At 38.8% G+C, this 18,351-nt stretch carries 21 protein-coding genes; 6 read left to right on the top strand and 15 right to left on the bottom strand.

The features are described 5' to 3' along the window. Nucleotides 1-210: 210 nt before the first annotated feature. Genes BGM26_RS01535 through typA form a run of 3 tightly spaced genes read right to left on the bottom strand, consistent with a single transcriptional unit; the run spans nucleotide 211 to nucleotide 2,702 of the window. Nucleotides 211-501: a hypothetical protein gene (locus BGM26_RS01535; RefSeq protein ID WP_217037963.1), complete on the bottom strand. Its 291-nt coding sequence runs from the start codon at nucleotides 499-501 to the stop codon at nucleotides 211-213. A gap of 25 nt (nucleotides 502-526) precedes the next feature. Beyond that, on the bottom strand, nucleotides 527-829 hold the full coding sequence (locus BGM26_RS01530; RefSeq protein ID WP_217037962.1) for a YlaH-like family protein: 303 nt from the start codon (nucleotides 827-829) through the stop codon (nucleotides 527-529). Nucleotides 830-857: 28 nt separating this feature from the next. Then, complete coding sequence (gene typA / locus BGM26_RS01525; protein ID WP_217037961.1) at nucleotides 858-2,702, bottom strand: translational GTPase TypA; 1,845 nt, start codon at nucleotides 2,700-2,702, stop codon at nucleotides 858-860. A gap of 379 nt (nucleotides 2,703-3,081) precedes the next feature. On the opposite strand from typA, the gene BGM26_RS01520 reads away from it, so the two are divergent. Then, the gene (locus BGM26_RS01520) at nucleotides 3,082-3,267 is read left to right on the top strand and encodes a YlaF family protein (RefSeq protein WP_217037960.1); all 186 of its coding nucleotides are present in this window, start codon (nucleotides 3,082-3,084) and stop codon (nucleotides 3,265-3,267) included. A gap of 278 nt (nucleotides 3,268-3,545) precedes the next feature. Here BGM26_RS01520 and BGM26_RS01515 read toward each other — a convergent pair whose 3' ends face one another. The 4 genes from BGM26_RS01515 to BGM26_RS01500 all read right to left on the bottom strand — a co-directional run bounded on the left by BGM26_RS01515 (nucleotide 3,546) and on the right by BGM26_RS01500 (nucleotide 6,513). Next, nucleotides 3,546-4,346, bottom strand: a complete 801-nt coding sequence (locus BGM26_RS01515) for an inositol monophosphatase family protein (RefSeq protein WP_217037959.1) — start codon at nucleotides 4,344-4,346, stop codon at nucleotides 3,546-3,548. A 322-nt stretch (nucleotides 4,347-4,668) separates the two neighbouring features. After that, nucleotides 4,669-4,863 carry a hypothetical protein gene (locus tag BGM26_RS01510; protein WP_217037958.1) on the bottom strand — a complete coding sequence of 65 codons (195 nt, stop codon included), beginning with the start codon at nucleotides 4,861-4,863 and terminating at the stop codon, nucleotides 4,669-4,671. A gap of 364 nt (nucleotides 4,864-5,227) precedes the next feature. Beyond that, nucleotides 5,228-5,503 carry a UPF0223 family protein gene (locus BGM26_RS01505; protein ID WP_217037957.1) on the bottom strand — a complete coding sequence of 92 codons (276 nt, stop codon included), beginning with the start codon at nucleotides 5,501-5,503 and terminating at the stop codon, nucleotides 5,228-5,230. 47 nt (nucleotides 5,504-5,550) lie between these two features. Beyond that, complete coding sequence (locus tag BGM26_RS01500; RefSeq protein WP_217037956.1) at nucleotides 5,551-6,513, bottom strand: NAD(P)H-dependent flavin oxidoreductase; 963 nt, start codon at nucleotides 6,511-6,513, stop codon at nucleotides 5,551-5,553. A gap of 224 nt (nucleotides 6,514-6,737) precedes the next feature. Between BGM26_RS01500 and BGM26_RS01495 the strand changes: the two genes are divergently transcribed. Beyond that, nucleotides 6,738-8,207 carry an aminotransferase class I/II-fold pyridoxal phosphate-dependent enzyme gene (locus BGM26_RS01495; protein ID WP_217037955.1) on the top strand — a complete coding sequence of 490 codons (1,470 nt, stop codon included), beginning with the start codon at nucleotides 6,738-6,740 and terminating at the stop codon, nucleotides 8,205-8,207. A 61-nt stretch (nucleotides 8,208-8,268) separates the two neighbouring features. Here BGM26_RS01495 and BGM26_RS01490 read toward each other — a convergent pair whose 3' ends face one another. Next, nucleotides 8,269-8,403, bottom strand: coding sequence for a GapA-binding peptide SR1P (locus tag BGM26_RS01490; RefSeq protein ID WP_217037954.1), 135 nt, complete (start codon nucleotides 8,401-8,403; stop codon nucleotides 8,269-8,271). A 213-nt stretch (nucleotides 8,404-8,616) separates the two neighbouring features. Next, the gene (locus BGM26_RS01485; RefSeq protein WP_217037953.1) at nucleotides 8,617-8,916 is read right to left on the bottom strand and encodes a DUF3055 domain-containing protein; all 300 of its coding nucleotides are present in this window, start codon (nucleotides 8,914-8,916) and stop codon (nucleotides 8,617-8,619) included. A gap of 157 nt (nucleotides 8,917-9,073) precedes the next feature. Here BGM26_RS01485 and BGM26_RS01480 point away from each other — a divergent pair, with 157 nt between their 5' ends. Next, a complete protein-coding gene (locus tag BGM26_RS01480; RefSeq protein WP_217037952.1) occupies nucleotides 9,074-9,511 on the top strand; it encodes a DUF1885 family protein in 438 nt (145 codons plus the stop codon). A gap of 49 nt (nucleotides 9,512-9,560) precedes the next feature. On the opposite strand, the gene BGM26_RS01475 is transcribed toward BGM26_RS01480, so the two are convergent. Then, entirely contained in the window at nucleotides 9,561-9,803 is a 243-nt protein-coding gene (locus BGM26_RS01475; RefSeq protein WP_217037951.1) for a hypothetical protein, read from the bottom strand. A 520-nt stretch (nucleotides 9,804-10,323) separates the two neighbouring features. On the opposite strand from BGM26_RS01475, the gene BGM26_RS01470 reads away from it, so the two are divergent. Beyond that, on the top strand, nucleotides 10,324-10,704 hold the full coding sequence (locus BGM26_RS01470) for a small peptidoglycan-associated lipoprotein (protein ID WP_217037950.1): 381 nt from the start codon (nucleotides 10,324-10,326) through the stop codon (nucleotides 10,702-10,704). A gap of 63 nt (nucleotides 10,705-10,767) precedes the next feature. Here the strand turns inward: BGM26_RS01470 and lpdA are convergent, their stop codons facing one another. The 5 genes from lpdA to BGM26_RS01445 all read right to left on the bottom strand — a co-directional run bounded on the left by lpdA (nucleotide 10,768) and on the right by BGM26_RS01445 (nucleotide 17,135). Further along, complete coding sequence (gene lpdA, locus BGM26_RS01465; RefSeq protein WP_217037949.1) at nucleotides 10,768-12,177, bottom strand: dihydrolipoyl dehydrogenase; 1,410 nt, start codon at nucleotides 12,175-12,177, stop codon at nucleotides 10,768-10,770. A 3-nt stretch (nucleotides 12,178-12,180) separates the two neighbouring features. Continuing rightward, nucleotides 12,181-13,491 (bottom strand): dihydrolipoamide acetyltransferase family protein, encoded by a 1,311-nt coding sequence (locus BGM26_RS01460; protein WP_217037948.1) that lies wholly within the window; start codon nucleotides 13,489-13,491, stop codon nucleotides 12,181-12,183. Nucleotides 13,492-13,774: 283 nt separating this feature from the next. After that, nucleotides 13,775-14,752 carry an alpha-ketoacid dehydrogenase subunit beta gene (locus BGM26_RS01455; protein ID WP_217037947.1) on the bottom strand — a complete coding sequence of 326 codons (978 nt, stop codon included), beginning with the start codon at nucleotides 14,750-14,752 and terminating at the stop codon, nucleotides 13,775-13,777. A 3-nt stretch (nucleotides 14,753-14,755) separates the two neighbouring features. Continuing rightward, nucleotides 14,756-15,871, bottom strand: a complete 1,116-nt coding sequence (gene pdhA / locus BGM26_RS01450) for a pyruvate dehydrogenase (acetyl-transferring) E1 component subunit alpha (protein ID WP_217037946.1) — start codon at nucleotides 15,869-15,871, stop codon at nucleotides 14,756-14,758. Between the two features lie 595 nt (nucleotides 15,872-16,466). Further along, nucleotides 16,467-17,135 (bottom strand): YkyA family protein, encoded by a 669-nt coding sequence (locus BGM26_RS01445; protein ID WP_367949256.1) that lies wholly within the window; start codon nucleotides 17,133-17,135, stop codon nucleotides 16,467-16,469. Between the two features lie 253 nt (nucleotides 17,136-17,388). Between BGM26_RS01445 and BGM26_RS01440 the strand changes: the two genes are divergently transcribed. Next, complete coding sequence (locus BGM26_RS01440; RefSeq protein WP_217037945.1) at nucleotides 17,389-17,565, top strand: YjcZ family sporulation protein; 177 nt, start codon at nucleotides 17,389-17,391, stop codon at nucleotides 17,563-17,565. A 104-nt stretch (nucleotides 17,566-17,669) separates the two neighbouring features. Continuing rightward, a complete protein-coding gene (gene def, locus BGM26_RS01435) occupies nucleotides 17,670-18,224 on the top strand; it encodes a peptide deformylase (RefSeq protein WP_217037944.1) in 555 nt (184 codons plus the stop codon). Nucleotides 18,225-18,351 lie beyond the last annotated feature (127 nt).

The following is an 18,351-nucleotide window of genomic DNA, read 5'->3' as shown; positions in this document are numbered from 1 at the left end:
TATCGGCGACAAGCATAAGACGAGCCGGCAGGAAGGTTGTTCTTTAACCTTCTTGACGGATTGGATTATGACCTCGAGCCGATGGCACCTGGAGCTAGACAGTTCTCTAACTTGAAAAAAGTTATATAAAAAAAGTCGTTCGTACGTTTAGTACGAGCGACTTTTCTTTTATTATGCGGAACACAAAACAAATGGCACGTGTTTGTGTCTTTATTCTTGGGGATAATTCACAAACTTTTCCGGCTCTGCATTCATCTGATCCAGCATGACTTCGATAAGTTCCCGTGGAAAGCGGGACTTTTTTCTTTCCCCATCTTGATCATAGTGTACATAATACATAATTTCGTCTTTCTCAATTTCAATATTTGAAAGACCATGATCTTCGGTCAGCATTTCCAAAAACGTTTTTTCCGTTTCTGCTGCAGCAAGGTCCTCCAGTCGTTCATCACTGACAATTTTAATCGTTAACCAATTATATAAGGCATCCTGCAATGATCTCATAACGGTCTCTCCAAACTATCCGTATTTATCCGTTCTTTTTATGCTGATGAAGGCGGATTTTGTAGGTGATTAAAATTAACGCTGCGACAACTAAACCTTCCGCAATTGGGAGAAATACGGCGAAAAAGGTTAAGACTGTACATCCAAGAATTAGAAAAAGATAAATAACCACTGACTTCGCAAATGGCAGCTTTTTAGCAAATCCTAATTTAAAAACAAGGATCGATAAACCGACGATTGTTAAATAAAGGAGCCACATCCCCAATGTTGAATTTTGTTCAACTCTGAATAAAGCGGCGAAAAAAGACAAACGCTCTGTTATATCCATTCTTCTCCTTCTCTTCTCCCTTCTGCCGTTAGCTTATTTCTGCAAGCTTTTTCTTTTTAGCTACTCTTTCACGTTCACTTTTATCAAGAATTTTTTTGCGGAGACGAATTGTCTCAGGCGTAATTTCGCAATACTCATCTTCATTCAAGTATTCTAAAGCCTCTTCTAGCGTCATTATACGAGGTTTTTTCATTGTTGCTGTTTGATCTTTATTTGCTGAACGGATATTTGTCGCATGTTTTACTTTTGTGATATTGACTGTGATGTCATTTTCACGTGTATGCTCACCAACAATCATACCTTCGTAAATTTCAGTCCCTGCTTCAACAAAGATGATTCCTCTATCTTCTACCTGCATAATACCATATGTGGACGATTTTCCACTCTCCATTGATACTAACACGCCTTGACGTCTTCCGCCAACCTGACCTTGAGCCATCGGCTGATAGCTGTCAAACGTGTGATTGATAATACCGTATCCACGTGTCAATGTTAAGAATTCCGTAGAATACCCAATTAATCCACGAGCAGGTACATTAAAAATCAAACGAACTTGGCCGCTACCATTATTAATCATATCGAGCATTTCACCTTTACGGGCACCGATTGATTCCATAATAGCTCCAGTATGTTCTTCAGGTACATCAATTTGCACACGTTCGATTGGTTCACAACGAACCCCATCAATTTCTCTTACGATAACTTCCGGCTTTGATACTTGCAACTCATAGCCTTCCCGGCGCATATTTTCAATTAAGATCGATAAGTGAAGTTCACCGCGTCCAGATACAATCCACGCATCAGGAGAATCCGTGTTATCAACACGAAGGCTGACGTCTGTTTGCAGTTGCGCACGTAAACGCTCTTCGATTTTTCTTGAAGTAAGATATTTTCCTTCTCTACCAGCAAAAGGACTGTTATTGACAAGGAATGTCATCTGTAAAGTAGGTTCATCGATATGAAGGACCGGGAGTGCCTCCTGATGTTCAACTGGACAAACGGTTTCCCCTACATTGATATCTTCCATGCCTGATAATGCAATTAAATCTCCTGCATGTGCTTCTTGAATCTCTTGGCGTTTAAGACCAAAGAAACCAAAAATTTTCGTTACACGGAATTGCTTTACAGAGCCATCCTGTTTCATTAATGCCACTTGTTGTCCAACGTGGATCGTTCCCCGGAAAACACGGCCAATTCCAATTCTGCCAACATAATCATTGTAATCGAGCAATGATACTTGAAATTGCAGCGGCTCGTCACGATTATCGATCGGAGCTGGAATATGCTCAACAATCGCATCATATAGTGACTGCATGTTGTCATCCTGTTTGGATGGATCAGGATCTGTACTTGCAGTTCCGTTAATTCCTGATGCGTAAATGACCGGGAACTCAAGCTGTTCTTCATTTGCACCAAGCTCAATAAATAAATCCAATACTTCGTCAACAACTTCTTCAGGCCGTGCAAAATCACGGTCAATTTTATTAACAACCACGATTGGCGTTATTTTCTGTTCTAGTGCTTTCTTCAATACAAAACGAGTTTGTGGCATACAGCCTTCATATGCATCAACGATAAGCAATACCCCATCAACCATTTTCATAATCCGTTCTACTTCTCCACCAAAGTCGGCATGACCTGGTGTATCAAGAATATTAATTCTTGTATCTTTATATTGGATCGCTGTATTTTTTGCCAAAATAGTAATACCGCGTTCTCTTTCGATATCATTTGAATCCATCGCACGCTCTTCCACGTGCTCGTTTGTCCGGAATGTCCCGGCTTGTTTCAAAAGCTGGTCAACCATAGTCGTTTTCCCGTGGTCAACGTGAGCAATGATAGCAATATTACGTAGATCTTCTCTAAGTTTCAAGCAAGTTCCTCCTACCTGTATTTAACAATCTAGAGCATTTCTGCTTTATAAACAATCTATAACTGAAACATTATACCACAAATAAACTGGAAACCTAAAAGCTTTTTGTGTAAAATAGGATCAAACAGGGAAATATTTTTATTTAGACTGTTATCGTAAACTTTGTTGCTATTTAAGCTTAAAGTGGTCTAGTTGATTTCCGCTCCAGGATGCTCGCTTTCCGCGGGGCGGGCGGTGAGCCTCCTCGGCGTCATGCGCCTGTGGGGTCTCACCTGACCCGCTGCTCCCGCTGGAGTCTCGCACCTTCCGCTCCAATCAACTACATACAAACCTATTTATTAACAACAATCATTTTTCTCCGGGTGGGAGGGATTCTAAAATGAAAAAAATTAAATGGCCCTTATTAGCTTTTGCGATTGGCGCAGCACTATGCATGATGGGGATCGGGGTTGCTGTGGCAGAAAGAAGCATCTTAGGAATTACCGCGTCCATTTTCGCATTAATATTTGTCATGGGATTTGGCTTTAAAACAAAAAAGAAAATGCGGGAAAATGGTTTGTTATAGAGGAGACAAACGCAAAAAGATGATCGTCTAAAATTAGGCGGTCATCTTTTTATCAAATTCGCCTTGGCGTATTTGCACGCAGACTTTTACCTTAGCTTGCTCGATAAATTCCTTTAAAAAAACTAAAGGATCGCCGGAGGCTTAACTTTATTCAGCCGAGGTTAGAACCCCCACTGAATTAGATACCTATTTGCATTCATCTCGCCACTTACATCGTTTTAAGACTTCTGCTAAATAAAGTTAAATTATTTGCATGTTGAGATTGCCATGATGGCGGATTACCATTTTCCATCCTTCAAATATTCTTTCATGACTTCTTGATGAAGGCCTGGCCTTGAGACAAAAACTGAATTTTTCTCTAATAGATTTAGCGGTTCCCCTTTCAGGTTAGTAGCGATTCCACCAAGTTCCTCAATCAATATGATGCCTCCAGCAATATCCCATGGGGCAAGGCGCAGGGTAATATAAGCATCGATTCTCCCGGAAGCGATATAGGCCATTTCGATTGCTGCCGACCCGTAGGATCTTGTTCCACGTGCATTCCTTACTAGCGGTGCCAATAATGTTCGATCAATATGTTTATTTTCAGACACCCACGTCGCATTCATTCCAATAATCGCTTCAGAAACATTCACTTCTGTTAGCTGGGGGAGCGGCAGATCATTAAAGAATGCCCCATTTCCTTTAACCGCATGATATAGTTCATCATGAACAACATCATAGATTAAACCAATTTTCCCTACTCCCTCTTCATAAATCCCAATGGATATTGCAAAATTTCGCTGCTGATGGATAAAATTCATCGTTCCATCAATCGGATCGATGATCCAAACAACTCCCGTAAGATCCGTTACGTCATCCCCAAAACCCTCTTCACCTAGAATTTTATGATCCGGATATATTTCTTTAATTTTCTCGATGAAAAATTGTTCCGTTTTTTTATCAATGTCGGTAACTAAATCGTTTGCATTTGATTTTGTTTGAATGATTAAGGTTTTACTGAATGATTGCTTTATCTTTTGTCCAGCTTCTTTTATCCACTTTTTTGCATAATTATCAATCTCAAACCAATTCGTCATTCGTTCCCCTCCGCTTCCATCTTTGCTGCCAGCGTCCAAAAATTGACAGATCTATTCATATTAGAATTAACACTAGCTTAATGTAAAAAGGATTTCTCTTCAAGTTATCTCTAACTTTGTTGCTATTTAAGAGGTATAGTTGATTTCCGCTCCAATCAACTTGATACAAAATTTAAAAACTGCAATCATTTAAAAAACAGCCAAATAAATAAACGAACCCCAAATTTGAATTTGGCGTTCGTTATTATTGGTTAAGTCTTTTTTTATTATGCATCTGATCAAGCTTTCTCCTTTAGCTAGTTGTTCGGAATATAATAATCGCTTAAAGTGCTTTAAGTCTTAGAAGTTCCTGCCTGATTTTTTCTAGTTTTTGTTTACTTACAGTCTTTAAGTCTTCATTTTGTTCATTCATGGCATCAAACAATGTTGCAAGCTCATAATCCATTTCCAATCGAAGAACAGCTGTTCTTTCTTTCTCCCCAGCTTTATTCTTGACTGATTTCATAAGTTGTTTCATTGACAGTACACCCCTTCCAAATAATCTAATTTTAGTTTTCTGATTATTTTTACTATTATATTATGAGGAATATTGTATAGTTGCAACAAATTTGTGCTTTTGCCTAAAGTACTTTTTATTAACAATCAAATACGCCTTGGCGTATTTGCGCCCAGATTTTTACCTTAGCTTTCTCGAAAAATTCCTTTAAAAAATCTGAGGCATCCGCCGAAGGCTTGACTTTATTCAACCGGGGTTTAACCCCCAATGAATTGAATACCTTTTTTGCATTCATCTCGCCACTTATTGATGTGGGTGACTTCCGCTGGATAAAGTTAAAGCAATAAACCTCCTAGCTAAGGAGGTTTATTGCTTTCCGGTACTCTCATTTTTTCATTTTTATTCTTCCGCCTGATTCTGTTTCTTTGACGGTTTTAACCGTACGATAAGATGAATAGCCGCTAATACTTTCAAACTCATCGCAAATTTTCTTTTCTTGTGATTTCCCGGGGACAATTTCCTTAAATCGTCTATATACTTCCAGAAAATAGTCTCTATCTACCCCTTTTTCATAAGCTCTTTCAATCACTTGAAAATAGTTGATGACATCAATGATTTCATCGGTTGACCAATCTGGTTCCATTGGATATTGATATTCCATTTTACTCCACCTCGTATAGTTGTTCTTGAAGTTTTTTCGCTGTTACCTTATGAATCGGCCCAATTTTGGCGAATTTTCTTGCAATCTGTTATGATTCGATCAAAAAGCTCTTGAACGGTCGGAACATCTTTTATAAGCCCCATAACTTGACCTGCCCAAGCAAATCCCTCATTTTCTTTCCCTTCATATATATATTTTTTATTAGCCTCCCCACTAATATAGGCTTTTAATTGTTCATACCCGCCATTTTCTTTTTCAATTTCTAATATGCGATCTGTCCAAGAATTTGCAATTACCCTAGCAGGTGCGCCTATTGATCTTTTAATAACAACTGTATCACTTTCACTGCCGTTCACAAGTCTTGTTTTATAAGCTTCACTTGCGTGCACACATTCCTTCGTAGCAATGAATCTTGTCCCCATTTCAATTCCTTCCGCACCTAAAGAGAGTGCCGCCATTAACCCTCTGCCATCTCCAATCCCACCTGATGCAATGACTGGAATAGAAACGGCATCGACTACTTGCGGGATCAATACAAAAGTTCCGATATCCTCTCTGCCCAAGTGTCCGCCCCCTTCTTGGCCAACGACCATTACTGCATCTGCCCCAAGTTCTTCTGCTTTCATCGCTTGTCGTTTTGCAGCAACAAGAACGAGCTTTTTCACGTTTACACCCTTTAATTGGTCAAAAATTGGCGTGGGATTGCCACCTGTCATAGAGATGACTGGTACTTCTTCTTCGATCGCAATATCTAAGTAATGCGAAAAGGGCCTTCCGTGCTGTCCAATCGCAAAATTTACACCAAATGGCTTATCTGTCATTGCCTTCACTTTTTGAATCTCTTCCCGCAAAGCTTCCGGACTTTCTAACGACATTGCGGTCACTTGCCCTAATCCTCCTGCATTTGAAACAGCAGCAGCTAAATCCGAATAAGCAAGATGGGCGAGACCTCCTTGTATTATGGGATACTTAATATTTAATAACTCTGTCACTCGGGTGTTCCAGTCCAATTTAATTCCCCCTATCCATCTATTCCCTTCTTATCTTCTATTTCAATGGGTTATTTTCCTGTTATAATCTTAAACTAATGGATAAGACAATGCATTTTTCATGTTTTTTCATTTTAAAATTTCTATGCAAAGGAAAGGAATAATGCTATAATTTCAATGTTTTATGATTTGACTTTGTTAGACAGTTTTGTTGATAACTTAATATAAAGAGGTGTGGGGAACAATTGTCTCAATATGAAACACCGTTATTCAGCGGTTTACTGGCACACGCGAAAAAAAATCCTGTTCAATTCCATATACCCGGTCATAAGAAAGGGGCGGGAATTGATCCGGAATTCAGAGAATATATTGGCGATAATGCCCTTGCAATCGATTTAATCAATATTGGTCCGCTCGATGATCTTCATCAGCCAAGCGGAATCATTAAAGAGGCACAGGATTTAGCAGCTGAAGCGTTTGGAGCGGATCGAACATTCTTCTCTGTTCAGGGAACAAGTGGGGCTATCATGACAATGGTAATGGCTGTTTGCGGACCTGGGGATAAAATAATTGTACCGAGAAATGTTCATAAATCAGTCATGTCAGCGATTGTTTTTTCTGGTGCAACACCGATCTTTATTCATCCTGAAATTGATGTAAATCTAGGAATTTCACATGGAATTACGACAGATTCGGTAGCAAGAGCTCTTGAACAGCATCCAGATGCAAAAGGGGTTCTAGTCATTAATCCGACCTATTTCGGCGTTTCAGCAGATTTAAAAAAGATTGTCGAAATTGCTCATTCATATCATGTTCCAGTGTTAGTTGATGAAGCACACGGCGTGCATATTCATTTCCATGATGACCTGCCATTATCTGCTATGCAAGCAGGAGCAGATATGGCTGCAACTAGCGTGCATAAACTCGGCGGTTCCATGACTCAAAGTTCCATTTTAAATATGAGGGGCAATTTAGTATCGCCAAAGAGGGTACAATCCATTCTTAGCATGCTAACAACAACTTCTACATCCTATTTGTTGCTGGCCTCTTTGGATGTAACAAGGAAACGCCTGGCGACAGAAGGAAAGGAACTAATTGACAGGACGATTGCTCTTGCCCAATCAATGAGACGTCGGATTAATAATATCGAGCACATTTATTGCGTTGGGGAAGAAATCTTGGAGACTAAAGCTGCCTATGATTACGATCCAACAAAATTGATCATCTCTGTTAAGGATTTAGGATTAAGCGGGTTTGATGTGGAAAAATGGCTGCGAAAAAAATACCATATCGAGGTTGAAATGTCAGATTTATATAATATCCTTTGTATTATTACGCCAGGGGATACGGAAAAAGAAGCTGATATTCTAATCACTGCCCTAGAAGAATTATCCGATGAACGCCACGGCCATGCCGAAAAGCTTGAGGCTCAAGTACTTCTGCCGGATATTCCCGTTTTAGCCGTTTCGCCTCGTGACGCTTTTTATGCAGAAACTGAACTTGTCCTTTTTGATGAATCAGAAGGAAGAATCATCGCAGAATTTATTATGGTTTACCCTCCTGGTATCCCGATCTTTATTCCTGGAGAAATTATTACGAGCGAAAATCTTCGTTATATCAAAACAAATATGGAAGCGGGGTTACCCGTGCAGGGCCCTGAAGATTACGACTTTAAATATCTTCGGGTCATTAAAGAGCATAGAGCAATTAGATAAGGAAAGAGCCTTCTCTGAGTCGAGAGAAGGCTCTTTTATGATTTAGAAGAAAGCGTCTACATTATTTTTGCTCTGACAAAGGAAGATGCTCTCCATCGCAGCATTTACATTTGGATTTAGAATATAACACAGTTACTTTTTCATCTTCAAAATGATCAATAGTGGAATTACAAGCTTGGCATACAATCGTACCCATCTTTTCAATCTCCTTTTCATTGAGTCACAATTTTTGAAAGCGGTTTATTTATCTTTAATTACATAATAATATAACACAATTAGAATTTCAAGCCTAATTGTATAACCTATTAAAAGAAATCTCTTAAAAACCCCTCTCCCCTTAAAAATACGGTTAAAATAGTATGGCACATAAAAATAAAACAGGCTAAAATCGGCCTGTTTTATTTTTTAATTATTCATATTGGGTTTCGAAATAAGAACCTGGGAGGGCTTCTCTAAAGAATTCACATAAATCTTCTGCCTGTTGGTAATTATCCATTTTAAAGACTTTTTGTAAATATTCAATATCTTCGAGGTCATTAGGGTCGAGGAGTGTTGAGCGGCCTGTCTGCATACAAACGACAAGGGGTTTTCCAAAAAAAAGATTTGTATATACAATCCCAAAATCATAACGTGTTAGCTCCGTTGTAAAACCAACAAAACGAACTTTAACGTTTTCGTGCTCGTCATAGAGCTTTTCGAAAAGTTCCATTTTACTCCTCCCTTTATTCGAATATTTAGAATCTTATTATAATTTATAATTTACGATTTAACAAGTGTTTTTAGGAAAATTCTCAATTTAAGTTGTCATAAGTTTTTATTCAGTGCTAGAATGGGGATGATAGTATAAATGGAATATGGGGGGATGGATGTTGGCAAGTAACGCATACATTAAGCTCGTGCCTTCATCAGCAAAAGAAAATATTACCACAGATGAGGTAAAAGAATTATTTCAGTACTTTAAAAAAATAACAGCAAAAACTGGCAGCCAAATTGATTGGAAATATAACGAAGCCGCTTTTCCATATGAAATGAAAGAGAAACCAGAAGGAAAAGGCAAATGGTTCTACCTGCATTCCGACCATGATCGCTATCATGCAATCTTACTCGGAATAGATAAGGAAACGATCCGTGAAGATGATGGTTTAGAACGCGAACAATCGTACATACAAATAACCCTACCCGAATCATCTACATTTGGTGACAAAGGAAAAGCAAATGAATTTTGCCGATTTTTAGCACAAAAGCTTCAAGGAGAATTACATTTATTTAATGGAAGAATTATGTATTTCTATCCTAGGAAATAATATTTTCGATAGAAGAACAGCAATTAGCTGTTCTTCTATTTTTTTATCATTATACGCCTATTAATGCCATTGTGAATTGAAAAGAGCCATATAAAGTTAGACTTAGGGCAGTAATAAAAAATGTTTTCTTGACTGATTTCATTATATTATTGCCAATAATGACAGCGATATAAAAAAAAACGAAGAACATCATTATTTTATAGACAGGCTGATCATATTTTGATAACCATTCAATAAAGGTGTAGCCACTCCAAATCATTAGCTGCAGAAGCAGTGCTGTATATATCTTCATCATTCCACCACCAGTTATTTTATCCCTTCGTCCTACCTTTTTGCTAAAACATGGTGTCTATGTAATATATGTAGAAAACGGAAATCTTATTTTTCATTTCTGTAACATTTAGGTGACAAGCCATGTTTTTATTTGTTCATGTGATAAAATACTCAATATCACCCGATGAAAATACAGACTATTTTTTCAATTGACTATTTTCATAAAGTTTGTTTGTTGCTTTTTTAGTGTGATTTTTATATAACTATCTGGGTTGATTGAAGCGGAGGGCACTTGACTCCTCGAAAATGCTATCGCATTTCCTTCGTGTGTGGGTAGATTCAAGGATGTAAATTCAGTATCCTGCGAGAATAGAGGGAAGCGGGAGCCCCCGCATGCGGTTAAGCCGAGGGGGCTCCCGTCCCTCCCCGCGGAAAGCAACGGGCAAACTTGGAAGGATAAAAACGACAATATATGCGAAAAGAGCATTTTGATTTTATTGAATAATACTTTTATAACATCGTAAAGTGAGGAATTGTAAATGAAAGGGTTGCCACTTTTATTCATTGCTTCTCTCTTATTTGTGACCTCCTCATGTGTCAATACTGAGACGAAAGAAGAATTGATTTTTGATCAGAACACAAAACAAATCATCTTTTTTACGGACGGTAAAGATTACGAGCAAGAAGTTTCCTATTATGATGCGATTATTGAACTTAAAAAAGATTTCCCGAACGAAATCAAAAATATGAAAATCATTACGGCCTCCAATGCCCAAAAATATTATAATACGTTTGAAATTCAAAATTGCCCGGCTATTTTACTGATTTACCAAGAAAAAATACTTGTTAAAATAAAAGGCGAAGCCACAAAAAGCCAAATTGTACAGCCATTTTCTCATGCCCTTGGGAATGGATTATAACGGGGAATATTCCTAATCAAAACAAAAAAGTCCTTTCCGCTTGGAAAAGGACTTTTTTGTTTGTTATTTAACAATATGAATGGGACTTCCAAGTGCGACTTCTGCAGCTTCCATCGTAATTTCACCTAATGTTGGATGTGCATGAATGGTCATTGCTAAGTCTTCTGCTGTCATTCCAGCTTCAATCGCTAAACCTATTTCCGCAATCATATCTGATGCACTGGCACCGGCAATTTGGCCACCAATGATCAGACCATCTTCCTTGCGTGTAACAAGCTTCAAAAAGCCTTCTGTATTATCAAGGGCTAGTGCACGGCCATTGGCTGCAAATGGGAATTTGGCAGCTGTAACTTCTATTCCTTCTTCTTTAGCCTGCTTTTCCGTGTAGCCGACTGAAGCAAGTTCAGGATCCGAGAATACAACTGCTGGAATTCCTAAATAGTCAATCTCAGAGCTATGGCCAGCTATTACTTCCGCTGCAATTTTTCCTTCGTAGGAAGCCTTATGCGCTAATTGAGGACCTTGAACAATATCACCGATTGCATAAATATTGTTGATATTTGTTCGGCATTGCTTATCAATTTCAATAACACCGCGGTCGCTCATGTTAATGCCGACTTGTTCTAGTCCTAATTCGTCTGTATTAGGGCGTCTGCCAACCATTACGAATACATAATCAGCCTCAACTGCTATCTCTTCGCCTTTTACTTCATATTTAACCGTTACGCCATTTTCGTTCTCTTCTACACCTTTTGCAAGTGCTTTCGTGATGATTTCGGCGCCTTTTTTCTTAAGATTACGTTTTACGAGAGAACTCATTTGCTTCTCAAAACCAATAAGGATATCATCCGCACCTTCAAGAACGGTTACTTGTGTACCGAAGTTAGCGTAAGCACCACCAAGCTCAAGTCCGATTACGCCGCCGCCAATAACAACGATTTTTTCCGGTATCTCTTGAAGTGCAAGTGCACCTGTTGAATCGAGCACACGTTTGGAGTATTTAAAAGCAGGAAGTTCGATTGGACGTGAACCAGTTGCAATAATTGCATTTTTAAACGTATACGTTTGTGCTGAGTTTTCATCCATTACCCTAAGTGTATTCGCATCAACAAAGTAAGCTTCACCGCGTACGATGTCAACCTTATTTCCTTTTAACAGGCCTTCTACCCCACCTGTCAATTTCTTAACTACACCAGCTTTAAATTCTTGTACTTTTGTAAAATCAACCTTCACATTTTCAGCTGTTATCCCGATCGAATCGGAATGCTTAGCAACTTCGTAACGGTGGCCAGCAGCAATTAATGCCTTGGATGGAATACATCCTACGTTTAAACAAACACCACCAAGGTTTGCTTTTTCTACGATAGTCACCTTTTGGCCAAGCTGCGCTGCCCGAATTGCAGCTACATATCCGCCAGGGCCTGAACCGATGACGATTGTATCAGTATCAATTGGAAAATCTCCTACAACCATTTTTTACGCCTCCATTAACAAAAGTTCTGGATCGTTCAGTAAACGTTTAATGTGGTTCAACGCATTTTGAGCTGTTGCTCCATCAATAATACGGTGGTCAAAGCTTAATGATAATGCTAATACTGGTGCAGCAATAATCTCACCATCTTTAACAATTGGCTTTTCAGCGATCCGGCCAATTCCTAAAATAGCTACCTCAGGATGGTTAATAACCGGAGTAAACCATTGTCCGCCAGCAGAGCCGATATTTGTGATTGTGCAAGAAGCACCTTTCATTTCATCAGGGGCTAATTTACCATCACGGGCCTTAGTTGCTAGTTCATTAATTTCATTAGAAATCGCAAAAGTTGATTTGCGGTCAGCATCTTTGATGACAGGAACTAATAGTCCTTTTTCAGTATCCGCAGCAATTCCGATATTATAATAATGCTTTTGGATAATTTCGCTTGCAGCGTCATCAATGGATGTATTCAAAGCAGGGAACTCACGCAGTGCGCTTGTTAATGCTTTCACAACATATGGAAGGAAAGTAAGTTTAATTCCTTTACTTGCAGCCACTTCTTTGAACTTTTTGCGATGAGCGACTAGTTTTGTAACATCAATCTCATCCATTAACGTAACATGTGGAGCTGTATGTTTAGAGTTAACCATTGCTTTTGCAATCGCTTTGCGAATCCCGCTCATTTTTTCACGTGTTTCAGGATATTGACCTTGTGGAACGACTTGTGCTGCTGCAGGAGCTGCTGCTTTAGGTTCTGCTTGTGCAGTCGTTGTTTCTTCTTGATTCGAAACAACTTCTGTTTGAACTACAGCACCGCCATTTAAGAAGGACTCAATATCGTCTTTTAAGATTCGGCCATTTTTGCCACTTCCTGCGACAAGGCGGATTTCTACGCCTTTATCACGTGCAAATTTCCGAACAGAAGGCATTGCGATGATGCGGCGAGCTTGGTCTACTTCAGTCTGAGCAATTGCAGTATTCGCATTCGTACTCTCCTGCTTAGGAGCCTCAGCAGCCACTTCTTCAGCTTTAACGTCCGTTTCTTCGTCACCTTTAAACTTAATATTCTCATATCCCGGTGCATCAAATGTGATTAATACTTGTCCTACCGTTGCAACTGTTCCTTCACCAACTAAGATTTCTTCAACAGTACCCTTAACTGGAGAGGGAATTTCTACTACCGCTTTATCATTTTGCACTTCACATAAAACGTCGTCTTCTTGGACTTCTTCCCCTGGCTTCACAAACCACTTGACGATTTCACCTTCATGAATACCTTCACCAATGTCAGGCAATTTAAATTGAAATGACACTTGGAATCACCCTCCTACGTTGATTTAATACTTTCTTATCCGAAAATAAGCAGGGGCAAATTTATTCATACCCCCTGCTTTTACCGTAAACAATTAGGCTGTGTAAAACGTAGCTGTTGATTTCCGCTGCAGGCACTCGCTTTCCGCGGGCGGTCGGGGAGCCTCCTCGTCGCTAACGCTCCTGTGGGGTCTCCCCTGACACGCTTTTCCCGCAGGAGTCTCGTGCCTTCCGCTACAATCAACAAGTGCAATTATTAAGATTAATCTTTAACACAGCCAACAATTAAAAAGTTAAAACTTTTTTACTTGTTTCAATGATGTCTTTGTAGTTTGGAAGCCAGACTGTTTCCGCTTGTGGGAACGCGAATACTGTATCTGGAGCCGCTACACGTAGAACTGGGGCTTCAAGACTTAAAATCGCACGATCACTGATTTCAGCGACAACATTTGCAGCAATCCCAGCTTGTTTTTGTGCCTCTTGAACAACAATTGCACGACCTGTTTTCTCAACCGATGCAATAATTGTTTCGATATCAATTGGGGATACCGTACGTAAATCAATTACTTCCGCAGAATGACCTTCTTTTTCTAGTTCCTCTGCCGCTTTTAGTGACTCGTGAACCATTGCACCATAAGTAATGATTGTTAAGTCAGAGCCTTCGCGTTTCACTTCCGCTTTTCCTAATGGAATCGTGTATTCCTCTTCAGGCACTTCTTGACGGAAAGAACGATATAATTTCATATGCTCAAGGAAAATTACTGGATCATTATCGCGAATTGCTGAGATCAGCAAACCTTTTGCATCATATGGAGTTGATGGGATGACAACCTTTAATCCAGGTTGTTGGGCCATTAGTCCTTCTAAGCTGTCAGCATGCATTTCAGGCGTATGCACGCCGCCTCCGAACGGAGAGCGGATCGTTACAGGAGAATTGTAGCGGCCTCCTGAACGGTAACGCATACGTGCCAACTGTCCAGAAATAGAGTCCATTACTTCGTAAACAAAGCCGAAAAACTGAATTTCAGGAACCGGGCGGTAACCTTGTAAAGTAAGACCCACCGCTAAGCCACCGATACCAGATTCTGCAAGTGGTGTATCAAATACGCGTTCTTCGCCAAATTCTTGTTGAAGGCCTTCAGTTGCACGGAATACACCACCGTTAACACCCACGTCTTCACCGAATATTAAAACATTCGGATCATTTCGCAATTCAGTGCGTAGGGCATCTGTGATTGCTTGTATCATTGTCATTTGCGCCATGGCTTACTTCGACTCCTTTTCTTTATAAATTTCATATTGTTCTTTTAAGTTATAAGGCATTTCTTCGTACATGATCGAAATTAAGTCCGTCACCTTTTGCTTTGGTGCTTCATCAGCCTTTTTAATTGCATCTTTAATATCTTCTTTTGCTTTTTCAATAATTTCATTTTCCTTCTCTTCGTTCCAAAGTCCTTTATCTTCTAGGAATTTACGGAAGCGAACAAGCGGATCTTTTTTCTCCCACTCATTATCTAGGTCAGATGTACGGTATCTCGTAGGATCATCACCGGCCATTGTATGTGGTCCGTAACGGTAAGTAAGTGTTTCAATTAATGTTGGACCTTCACCATTTAATGCACGTTCACGAGCTTCACGAACAGCAACATATACTGCAAGCGGATCCATTCCATCAACTTGGACACCAGGAATTCCTGCTGCAACAGCCTTTTGAGCGATTGTCTGAGCTGCAGATTGCTTTTCAACTGGTGTAGAAATAGCAAATCGGTTATTCTGAACAATAAAGATAGCCGGAGCTTTATAAGCACCTGCAAAGTTAATTCCTTCGTAGAAATCACCTTGTGAAGCTCCTCCGTCACCTGTATACGTAATCGCAACTGCTTTTGCGCCACGTTTTTTCATTCCAAGCGCAACACCTGCAGCTTGAATGTATTGAGCACCAATAATAATTTGCGGAGCAATTACATTTACTCCTTCAGGAATATTTCCACCTTCAAAATGGCCTCGAGACCATAAGAAAGCCTGTGAAAGCGGCAAGCCGTGCCAAATCATTTGTGGAACATCACGGTAACCAGGAAGAATGAAATCTTCTTTTTCTAACGCAAATTGGGATGCTAATTGGGATGCTTCCTGTCCAGCAGTAGGTGCATAGAAGCCAAGTCTTCCTTGTCTATTTAATGAAATCGAACGTTGATCCAAAATACGCGTATAGACCATACGACTCATTAATTCTTGTAGCTGATCATCACTTAAATCCGGCATTGCTGACTCATTAACAACTTTGCCTTCTTCATTTAGGATTTGTAGCGTTTGGAATTGTTCTGCAATTTTTTCGAACTGTTTCTTCGCATCGAATTGTACATTCTTTGTTTTAGAAGCCATGTGAGTCACCCTTTCCTTTCTTTAAAAAGACGTTATTTAAGAGTTAAATACCACAAATTATAGGTTGCCCAAACTTTATTCAAATTAGAAAGTTTTCTATTATTGACAAAAACCTTTCTTGTTTAATTCTTTGATAACGGGTGGGCTGAATTTAATAGTTTTTCATTTATCCATAATAAAAACGTCTTTATTGTTTTTCCAATACCATCATATTCTGTATCAATGAATTTTGCAACAAAATTGATACAGAATTAATTGGTTAATTTTAGTTTCCATGATGAATTCACTCTCCCCAATTACTAAGGTTCTTGTTTTACACTGTTTTCACATTTTTTATGTATGCACCTATTATTTATACTGTATTAACTCAACACAGCTTACTGTATTATAAAATAAAGAAGATTTACGAGATGTGTTATAACAACTTTGTGAGAAAGGTCACAACTTTTATTATATTAAAGAAATATTAACGATCCTTGCCTTTGAGAATAGAAAGGAACAGTAGCGTTTGAGCTAAAAGAAGATAGCCTAAGCTAAAGCCTTAAGTTTCCTAAAAATAATAAAAGCCAGCACCAATTAATGCTGACTTGGATACCTATTTCTTCGTTTTAATTTCGAGTCCAGCTTCTTTATAGAAGGATAATTTCGTTTCATTATATTGATTTGTTTTTTCATTAAACATTTCATTTGCTTCTAATACTTTTGCATATTCTTCATTAATTTTTGAAATTTGATTTTCGAGTTGTTCTAACTGGAGGTCTTCTTTTTTGAACATCTCGTAAAGCCCTTTATCTAATTTAAGTGCATTCGAATAATGTTGATACAAATCATTATGAATATTATATCTTTCCATCATAATATCGTATAATTCCAGTGATTTTTCTTTAAGAAGAGGCTCTTCCACTTCTTCTATTATGGCAGATAATGTTTGAAATTCTGCTTTTGATGCTTCTATGCTTTCCTGCTCAATGTCCATATGTTTTTTCCTTTTACCAACAATTACGGAAGCTTCATTTGAAAGTTTGGTGATTTCTTCAAATTCTTTCATTCCAAGGGAAATGATATGATCATAAATTCCCTTCTCCTTTTTTTCCAATTCGACAAGTGGAACTTGCTGATCTTCAAACGCTTTTTCAGTAGATACTACTTTTTCTAGGACTTCATACATTTTTTCAACGGGCGTTTGCTTGTTGGAACAACCTGAAAATAAAAGAATACCAATAATACACATAAAAACTAGGTAGCTTTTGCGGAAAATCGACACGTTGAAACCTCCTTATAATAACAATTCTTACTATATCGGTAGTTTATGTTTTTGACAATGGTCAACACTTAGAGGCATTATTACGACTGGGGTATAAGCCTGTCCATACAGTTAGTCTATTCTGATACTTTTCGGATATGACTTGGGCGAGAGCCTACACAAATAAATTGCCTTCTACATAGGCTGTATTAATCGTCCGATACAAAATAAATCATATGTCGACGATAATCTAATTTTAGGGAGGTTATCTTTCATGTACGGATATGGCGGATACGGTTTTGGCTGCGGCTATCCAGTAGGCGGCGTTGGATGTGGCTATCCAGTAGGCGGCGTTGGATGTGGCGGAGTGGGATTCGGCGGAGGCTTCGCGATAATTGTAGTCCTCTTCATCCTTCTCATCATTATTGGTTGTACTTGCATAAGATTTTAGTTTATTTTTAGGGAAGGTGCAAAAAAGTACCTTCTCTTTTATTAACTTTTTACATACTCTCTGATAGACTTATGAATATATTTATAACTACAGGAGTGAGTTTCATGATAACAATGGAGGATATTATCCGGGATGGTCATCCGACACTTAGGGAAGTAGCTAAGGAAGTAGCCCTTCCCCCTTCAGAAAGTGATAAACAAACATTAACGCGCTTATTAGAATATGTGAAAAATAGCCAAAATCCACAAATAGCGGAAAAATACGGTCTTCGCTCTGGTATTGGACTCGCCGCTCCGCAAATAAATATTTCAAAAAGAATGATCGCCGTTCATGTTTGGGATGAAAACGGGGTGCTTAATAGTTATCCGCTTTTCAATCCAAAAATCATTAGCCATTCAGTAGAACGTGCCTATTTGACATCAGGTGAAGGCTGTTTATCTGTAGATGAAGCGATACCTGGATTTGTTCCAAGGTATGCACGAATAACAGTGAAGGGAACAACACTGGAGGGAAATGAAGTTAAGCTTCGTCTAAAAGGGCTTCTTTCCATTGTATTCCAACATGAGATTGACCATCTAAACGGAATTATGTTTTATGATCATATTGACAAGGAAGATCCCTTTAAATTAATCGAAAATGCTATCCCGATTGTAAGATAACGTAAGAAAAAGACTGATCCTCCTGGTTCAGTCTTTTTCTTACGTTAATCAAATTCGCCTTGACGTATTTGCGCCCAGAATTTATCGAGCTTGCTCGATAAATTCCTTTAAAAAATCTGAGGCATCC

This window comes from Bacillus sp. FJAT-29790, assembly GCF_019039215.1.
In the GTDB taxonomy this organism is placed as follows: Bacteria; Bacillota; Bacilli; order Bacillales; family Cytobacillaceae; genus Cytobacillus.
This window is presented reverse-complemented; position numbering and strand designations above follow the sequence as displayed.

Bases quoted from the DNA above. Each gene is read 5' to 3' on its own strand.
- BGM26_RS01535 (WP_217037963.1), bottom strand. From the start codon at position 501: ATGAGATCATTGCAGGATGCCTTATATAATTGGTTAACGATTAAAATT.
- BGM26_RS01530 (WP_217037962.1), bottom strand. From the start codon at position 829: ATGGATATAACAGAGCGTTTGTCTTTTTTCGCCGCTTTATTCAGAGTT.
- BGM26_RS01520 (WP_217037960.1), top strand. From the start codon at position 3,082: ATGAAAAAAATTAAATGGCCCTTATTAGCTTTTGCGATTGGCGCAGCA.
- BGM26_RS01515 (WP_217037959.1), bottom strand. From the start codon at position 4,346: ATGACGAATTGGTTTGAGATTGATAATTATGCAAAAAAGTGGATAAAA.
- BGM26_RS01510 (WP_217037958.1), bottom strand. From the start codon at position 4,863: ATGAAACAACTTATGAAATCAGTCAAGAATAAAGCTGGGGAGAAAGAA.
- BGM26_RS01505 (WP_217037957.1), bottom strand. From the start codon at position 5,503: ATGGAATATCAATATCCAATGGAACCAGATTGGTCAACCGATGAAATC.
- BGM26_RS01490 (WP_217037954.1), bottom strand. From the start codon at position 8,403: ATGGGTACGATTGTATGCCAAGCTTGTAATTCCACTATTGATCATTTT.
- BGM26_RS01485 (WP_217037953.1), bottom strand. From the start codon at position 8,916: ATGGAACTTTTCGAAAAGCTCTATGACGAGCACGAAAACGTTAAAGTT.
- BGM26_RS01480 (WP_217037952.1), top strand. From the start codon at position 9,074: ATGTTGGCAAGTAACGCATACATTAAGCTCGTGCCTTCATCAGCAAAA.
- BGM26_RS01475 (WP_217037951.1), bottom strand. From the start codon at position 9,803: ATGAAGATATATACAGCACTGCTTCTGCAGCTAATGATTTGGAGTGGC.
- BGM26_RS01470 (WP_217037950.1), top strand. From the start codon at position 10,324: ATGAAAGGGTTGCCACTTTTATTCATTGCTTCTCTCTTATTTGTGACC.
- lpdA (WP_217037949.1), bottom strand. From the start codon at position 12,177: ATGGTTGTAGGAGATTTTCCAATTGATACTGATACAATCGTCATCGGT.
- BGM26_RS01455 (WP_217037947.1), bottom strand. From the start codon at position 14,752: ATGGCGCAAATGACAATGATACAAGCAATCACAGATGCCCTACGCACT.
- pdhA (WP_217037946.1), bottom strand. From the start codon at position 15,871: ATGGCTTCTAAAACAAAGAATGTACAATTCGATGCGAAGAAACAGTTC.
- BGM26_RS01440 (WP_217037945.1), top strand. From the start codon at position 17,389: ATGTACGGATATGGCGGATACGGTTTTGGCTGCGGCTATCCAGTAGGC.
- def (WP_217037944.1), top strand. From the start codon at position 17,670: ATGATAACAATGGAGGATATTATCCGGGATGGTCATCCGACACTTAGG.